At 67.8% G+C, this 6,918-nt stretch carries 4 protein-coding genes and 1 pseudogene; 2 read left to right on the forward strand and 3 right to left on the reverse strand.

Annotated elements, in window-relative coordinates; translation table 11 throughout:
* The 3 genes from G5B46_RS24010 to G5B46_RS24020 all read right to left on the reverse strand — a co-directional run.
* Positions 1–324, reverse strand: a 324-nt coding sequence (locus tag G5B46_RS24010) for a PTS glucose transporter subunit IIA (RefSeq protein ID WP_165263200.1), incomplete at its 3' end; no start/stop codon positions are given.
* Positions 325–359: 35 nt separating this feature from the next.
* A complete protein-coding gene (locus G5B46_RS24015) occupies positions 360–2,672 on the reverse strand; it encodes a family 20 glycosylhydrolase (RefSeq protein WP_165263202.1) in 2,313 nt (770 codons plus the stop codon).
* A gap of 210 nt (positions 2,673–2,882) precedes the next feature.
* Positions 2,883–5,636, reverse strand: coding sequence for a TonB-dependent receptor (locus G5B46_RS24020; RefSeq protein ID WP_165263204.1), 2,754 nt, complete (start codon positions 5,634–5,636; stop codon positions 2,883–2,885).
* Between the two features lie 285 nt (positions 5,637–5,921).
* On the opposite strand from G5B46_RS24020, the gene G5B46_RS24025 reads away from it, so the two are divergent.
* Both G5B46_RS24025 and G5B46_RS24030 read left to right on the forward strand, forming a co-directional pair.
* A complete protein-coding gene (locus G5B46_RS24025; protein WP_165263206.1) occupies positions 5,922–6,668 on the forward strand; it encodes a GntR family transcriptional regulator in 747 nt (248 codons plus the stop codon).
* An 85-nt stretch (positions 6,669–6,753) separates the two neighbouring features.
* Positions 6,754–6,918: pseudogene (locus G5B46_RS24030) on the forward strand (iron dicitrate transport regulator FecR); the annotation flags it as partial.

The following is a 6,918-nucleotide window of genomic DNA, read 5'->3' on the forward strand; positions in this document are numbered from 1 at the left end:
CAGATCAAAGCCGATCAGCGCCTGCCCCGCCTTCACCGCCTGGCCTTCGGCGACGTGGACGCTGAAGCCCTCGCCGTCCAGGGCCACCGTCTCCAGGCCCACATGCATCAGGATCTCGGCCCCGTTGCCCGCCCGCAGCGTCACCGCGTGCCGCGCCCGGTGCACCGAGATCACCCGCCCGTCGCACGGCGCATGCAGCACCGAACCCGTCGGATCGATCGCCAAACCATCCCCCAGCATACGCTCGGCGAACACCGCGTCCGGCGTCTCCTCCAAGGACGCTACCCAGCCTTGGAGGGGCGAAGAAAGAACGAGCGTGGACACGTGGAGAACTCTCGCCGGAACGTTACTGGTGGAGACTACTGGCCGGCCGCGGTCAGGGTGACGCGGTCGAGGGCGGGCATCGGATCGAGGCCCTTGGCGGTGAAGGAGAAGCACAGGTCGTGGACGCCGTCGCGGGCCGGCAGGGCACCGCTGACCACGCCCAGGCCCGGACCGCGTCCGGCCTTGCCGAGAGGAATGGTGGCGATCCGCTCGCCCTCGCAGCCGCCGAGACGGACCTCCAGCTCGCCGTCGGGCGTGGCGGGCTTGCGCACCACGATCTGGTCCTTGGCCTTGCCGATCTGGAAGTTCCACGGCGTCTGGCCGACACGGGCGGTCAGCTTCAGACCCTTGGACAGGTCGGCGCCCTTCCACACCCAGCACGGTTTCATGACGTCGGTGGCGAAGATGGCGCGCTCGCCGTCGCGGCCGGTTTCCGGCGCGTCGTCCTCGAAGAGCAGCGGGATCGCATTGCCGCACAGTTCCAGCTGACGGCTGACCCGGGTTTCGGCGGCCAGCTTGGTGGCCGTCCAGGCGCGGGTGCGGCCCAGCGGCGCCTCGCCCAGGAAGCTGCGGGCTTTCAGGGTGGTCCCCGCCTTCAGCGACAGAGCTTCGCCATAGGCCGGCGAGGTCGCGGTCGGCTCCGAGCCGTCGGTGGTGTAGCGCACCTGGCCGATCTCAAGCCCGCTCTTCAAGCTGGCGGCGATCGCGCCGTCCTGGCCGGGACGCAACGTGGCCTGCGGTTCGAACGGCGCGGTGTTGGCCTTGAGGCCCAGCGCCTTGAGGCGCGCCATCTGCGCCGGCACGCGGGTGGTGAACCCGTTCCAGTCGCGGCGCTCTTCCTGGGTCCATGCGGTTTCCGACAGGGCGACGAGACGCGGGAAGGCCATCAGCTGCACCCGCTCGTCGGTGCGGATGTGCTCGACCCACAGGTTGGCCTGGACGCCCAGGATGTGCTTGCGCTGGTCGGCCGTCAGCGCGTCGGGCGCGGCGTCGAACTGGTAGACGTCTTTCAGGCTGCTGACCGTCATGCGGCCCGGCGGCTCGTCGACGGAGGTGCTCTGGCGGCGGTCGAAATAGAGGGTCGGCTCGGGCGACAGCACCGTGTCGTGGCCCTGGCCGGCGGCGGCGATGGCCCCGTCGATCCCGCGCCACGACATCACCGTGGCGTTGGGGGCCAGGCCGCCTTCGAGGATCTCGTCCCAGCCGATCAGACGACGGCCGCGGCCGTTGATGTGCTTCTCGACCCGCTGGATGAACCAGCTCTGCAGGCCGTGCTCGTCCTTGACGCCCAGTTCCTTGATCCTGGCCTGGATCGCCGCGCTGGCCTTCCACTGGTCCTTCACGGCCTCGTCGCCGCCGACGTGGATGTATTGCGACGGGAAGAGGTCCATGACCTCGTCGAGCACGTCGTTGAGGAAGGCGAACGTGCCGTCGTCGACGTTGTAGAGATAGGGGAAGATCCCCCAGTCATGCATGGCCAGGGCCGGCGGGTTGGGCGTCAGGCCCAGCTTCGGATAGGCCACGATCGGCGCCAGGGCGTGGCCCGGCATCTCGATCTCGGGAACGATGGTGACGTTGCGGGCCGCCGCGTAGGCGACCAGGTCGCGCACCTGGTCCTGGCTGTAGAAACCGCCATAGCGCACGGCCTTGCCGGTCTTGGGATCGCGGGCGGCCGCGCCGGCCGGGGTGCGCCAGGCCGAGACCTGCGTCAGCTTCGGATACTTCTTGATCTCCAGGCGCCAGGCCTGGTCGTCGACCAGGTGCCAGTGCAGCGTGTTGAGCTTGTGGGCGGCCATGCCGTCGATCAGCAGCTTGATCGTGTCGACCGACTGGTAGTGGCGGGCGCTGTCGAGCATGAAGCCGCGCCAGGCGAAGCGCGGCGCGTCCTCGACCCTGGCCGCCGGCACGTCGACGGGGCCTCTGGTCTCGTCCTGTACCGCCAGCTGCCACAGGCTGATCGCGCCATAGAACAGGCCCGCGCGCTTCAGCGCCGTGATCTTCACCCCGCCGGGCGCCACGTCGAGGCCGTAGCCTTCGCCGTCGGGGCCGCCGCGAACGAGCGAGATGGCCGCCTCGCCGGCGGCGGGCTCGCCCTCCACCACGGCTGGGCGGATCCCCCGGGCGCGATGCAGCAGGTCGGAAAGCTGGAGCGCCACGCCTCGCGCCTCGACGTCGCCCTTGGCCACGTGGATGCGGGTGGCGGCGGTCAGGCGAAAGCTGCCCTCGACCGCCTGGGCCTTCACCGGCGCGGGGGTAAGGCTCAGCGGCTGCGCCGCCAGGGCCGGCGCGGCTAGGACCACGGAGACGGCGCAGGCCAGGAACAGGGCGGCGCGTGAAGCTTGAATCATGTGCGGGACGCTCTCACCGGCAAGCCGTCGGCAAAAAGGGGGCGGGCCGGCCAAAGCCGTCCCGCCCCAGCTCGCTGCTTGCAGTCAGGAGGGGAATGAGGGCGATCGGCGCGGCCTGGCGGGTCATGAGGGCGATCCTGAACCAAGCCGCGCGCGATGCAAATCGGCGGTATCGGAGACGGGCCGCGGGGCGCGCCTCCGGTTCCGGCCCTAGAAGGCGACGTTGAGGGTCGCCTGCAGCTTGCGGCCGGTGCGGTAGACGCCGCGCGGCAGCATGGTGGTGTTGGCGTAGGCGTAGTACTCGCTGTCGAGCAGGTTCTGCGCCGAGACCGACAGGTTGACGTTCTCGCTGAAGGCGTAGCCGGCGGTCGCGTCCAGGCCCTTGAAGGCGCGGACGAACATCTGGTCGCCGCGATCCAGGCCCGTGAAGTACTTCGAGCGCCAGTTGTAGGTCACCCGGGCCGAGAACGGACCGTGCTCGTAGAACGGGCTGACGTTGATCTGGTGCTTGGAGTTGTAGGGCAGCGGAGCGCCGCCGTCGGCTTCGCCATCAGCATAGGTGTAGTTGGCCAGCAGGCCGAAACCCATGCCGAAGCTCTGCTGGTAAGCGGCCGCGAAGCCCTTGACCGTGGCGGAGCCGGCGTTGGTCGGACGGCTGATCTGGTAGGTGGTGACCGCGTTGCGCGCCTGGTTGAAGTGCTGCTCGGCGACCGTCTGCTGCAGGATGTAGTTGCTGATGTCCTTGTGGAAGGCTTCGACCGAGAGGATGGCCTCCGGCGCGAAGTACCATTCCAGCGAGGCGTTGACGTTGCTGGACTTGTACGGGTTCAGGTCCGGGTTGCCGCCGCCGCCGGTCAGGATCTGGTCGGAGAGCCAGAAGTAGTTCGACATGTCGGCGTAGTTCGGACGCGAGATCACCTGGGCCGCGGCGAAGCGGAAGACCAGGTCTTCCTGGACGTCGACGATGACGTTCAGGCTGGGCAGGAAGTCCTCGTACTTCTTGGACTTCACCTTCCAGGCCCAGTCGGCGGCGGTCGTGCCGCAGCCGGTGGCGGTCTGGTTGACGCAGGCGTAGCCGCCGCTGTCGGACTCGGTCTTCACGTAGCGCAGGCCGAAGTTGCCGCGAACGTTCTCGGCCTCGAAGTTGGCCTGGCCGTAGAGGGCGTTGATGGTCTCTTCGATGCCCCAGTTCTGGGCGGTGAACTCGGCGTTGCCGAACACCGTCGGAACCGGCTTGGCCTGCCACGGACGCAGGTAGCCGCCAGCGTCGATGTAGTCGGCGAGCGCCTTGCCGTCGATCTTGAAGCGGCTGCCCATGGCGTCGGTGACGCCGTCGAAGCCCTTCAGGTAGTTGCTCGGCACGATCGACGGGCTGAACTGCGAAGCGCTGGCCGGGTTGCCGTAGACGGCGACCGTGACGCCCGACATCGCCTGGGTGGTCTCGTGCTTGCGGTACTTGTAGCCGAACTGGACGCGCTTGATCACGCCGTCGAAGTCCTTGCCGAAGTCGAGCTGGCCGTAGGTTTCCTTGTCGGTGGTCGGCTTGGAGACGATGTTGCCGCCCCAGCCGGAGTTGTAGCCCGGCGCGCCCGGAACCGACGGGTCGCCCGCGCCCCAGCCGCCGTCGAACGAGAACTTGCTGGCGTCGCTCAGCGGGTTACCGTCGGCGGTCGGGTTGGTGTAGGTCAGCACGCCCGGCGAGCCCGGCGTACCGGTGAAGTCGACGGTGTAGTCGGCCCAGTTCAGGAACTCCCCGTACAGCTGGCGCTTGGTGCCGCCGTCGGCCTTGGAGTAGCCGACGTCGCCCGAGACGTCGAAGCCGTCGCCCGTCCACTTGCCGTTGAAGTGGTAGGTGTCGGAGTTCAGCTCAGCCTCGCGGTACTGCACGTCCAGCACGCTCAGCGCATGCTTGAACGAGGCCTTGCGGATGACGTTGTCCTCGATGGTGATCGCGGTCAGCGCGCCCAGGCTGTTCCAGGTGTTGCCCTGGAAGGCGAACAGCGACTGGTTGGTGTTGTCGTAGGTGGCCTTGATCTTCAGCCAGTCGAAGTTCAGCTCAAGGGCGTCGGTCGGGCGCCACTGGACGGCGGCGGTGTAGCTGTCGCGAACGCGTTCCTGTTCGAAATAGGAGACCGACAGCGAGTTGACGCCGCGGGCGTTCGGATTGGCCGCCAGGGTGGTGGCGCAGGCGCCGGTGCAGTTGCCGTTGGTGATCGAGCTGACCGGGTTCTCGGCGTTGCCGCCGTTGTAGTAGCTGGCCGGGATCGTGCCGTACGACTCGATGCCGTCGCGGCGCAGCTGGTCCTTGGCGTGCTGGGCCGAGACCGCGATGCCGAAGGTGCCCGCCTCGTTCTTCCAGCTGCCCAGGACGGCGACCTGCGGGTCGGACTCCTTGGAGCGGTCGTTGTAGAGGTAGCTGAGCGAGCCCTGCAGCGTCAGCGGCTTCAGGTCCAGCGGCTTGCGGGTGTTGACGATGACCGTGCCGCCGATGCTCCCCTCATCGATGCGGGCTTCCGGCGACTTGAACACTTCGACCTTGCCGACGATCTGCGGCGCCAGCAGGGCGTAGTTGAACGTGCGGCCGGGCTGATCAAGGATGAACCAGTCGGCCGAAGCCACGGTCTGACCATTCAGCAGAGTGCGGTTCAGAGCCGGGTCGGTGCCCAGGATCGAGACCTTTTCACCCTGACCGAACTGGCGGTCGACGGTGACGCCGGGCACGATCGTCAGCGCTTCGGCGACGTTCGAGCTCGGAAACTTGCCGACGTCTTCGGCGGTGACCACGTCGACGATGGCGTCGGCGTTACGCTTGGATTGGATCGATTGCTGCAGCGACGCGCGAATGCCGGTGACGACCACCTCCTCTACGGAGGTCGATGTCTCCTGCGCCATCGCGGGCGCGGCGACCAGTACGGCCAGCAGGCTGGCGGAAGCGGTCAAGACCGCCTTGTGGATGCTCTTCATAACTCGGCTTCTCCCCTTTGTGCCGGGCCATTGGACCCGGAGCCGAACCCCAAAGCCCAATCTGATACCAATTTCTCGCGGCGAACCCGCAACGAGCGGTACTTCTCAGGCCTCGGAGTGTGACTGTGACGAAATTTTTGCACCTGACAAGACCTAAAAAGAACCAATTGCAGACCACGAGATAATTGGTATGAAAATGGTCATGAACTGTTGCGCCGGTCATCGGGTCGGCCGGATCCGAGCGGTTGGGGGCCTGGCGGCCGTACGCCAAGGGGTTGGGACGTGATGCTGTTTTCCGAAAAGATCGGACGCCTGGACGGCCACGGGCAGGACCACGCCCCGCTGTACAAGCAGCTGCAGCGCGCCCTGCGCGAGGCGATCCAGAAGAAGATCCTGTCGCCCGACGACGCCCTGCCGGCCGAGCGCGACCTTGCCGAAGAATTCAGCATTTCGCGGATCACCGTTCGCAAGGCGCTGGACGGCCTGGTCAGCGAAGGCCTGCTGACGCGTCGCCAGGGCGCGGGCACCTTCGTGGCCGCGCGGGTGGAAAAGAGCTTCTCCAAGCTCTCGTCGTTCTCCGAGGACATGATCTCGCGCGGTCGCGTGCCGCACAGCGAATGGATCAGCCGCGGCGAGGGCCAGGTGACCCCCGAGGAGTCGCTGACGCTGGGCCTGTCGCCCGGAACCCCGGTCTATCGCTTCGCGCGCATCCGCTATGCCGACGGCGCGCCGATGGCCGTCGAATACACCACCATCGCCGCCTTCGCCCTGCCCTCCACCGAGATCGTCGAGACCTCGCTCTACGAGGCGCTGGAAAAGACCGGCCATCGCCCGGTGCGCGCCCTGCAGCGGCTGCGCGCCATCCTGTTCGCCGCCGAACAGGCCGACCTCCTGGGCGTGCCGGTCAAGGACGCGGGCCTGCTCATCGAGCGGCGCGGCTTCCTCAAGGACGGCCGGGCGGTGGAAGTCACCCAATCCTACTACCGCGGCGACGCCTACGACTTCGTGGCCGAGCTGAACGCCCTGTCCTGATCCGAACCTTGCAAAGGAAGCCGTCTTGGAGGCGACCGTCTTGACCCGTCCCGAAGCCCAGCCCCTCGTCGCCGAAGCCACCGGCATGTTCCAGGAGGCGGGCGAGGCCGCGCGCGTGGTGGCGCGGCAGGTGGCGGCCAATGCGCGGGTCGCAGCAGCGATCGGCGAGCGGCTGCGGGCCAGTCCGCCGCGGGCCGTGGTCACCTGCGCGCGCGGTTCCAGCGACCATGCGGCCACCTTCGCCAAGTAC

It is taken from the genome of Caulobacter sp. 602-2 (assembly GCF_011043625.1).
Classification (GTDB): Bacteria; Pseudomonadota; Alphaproteobacteria; order Caulobacterales; family Caulobacteraceae; genus Caulobacter.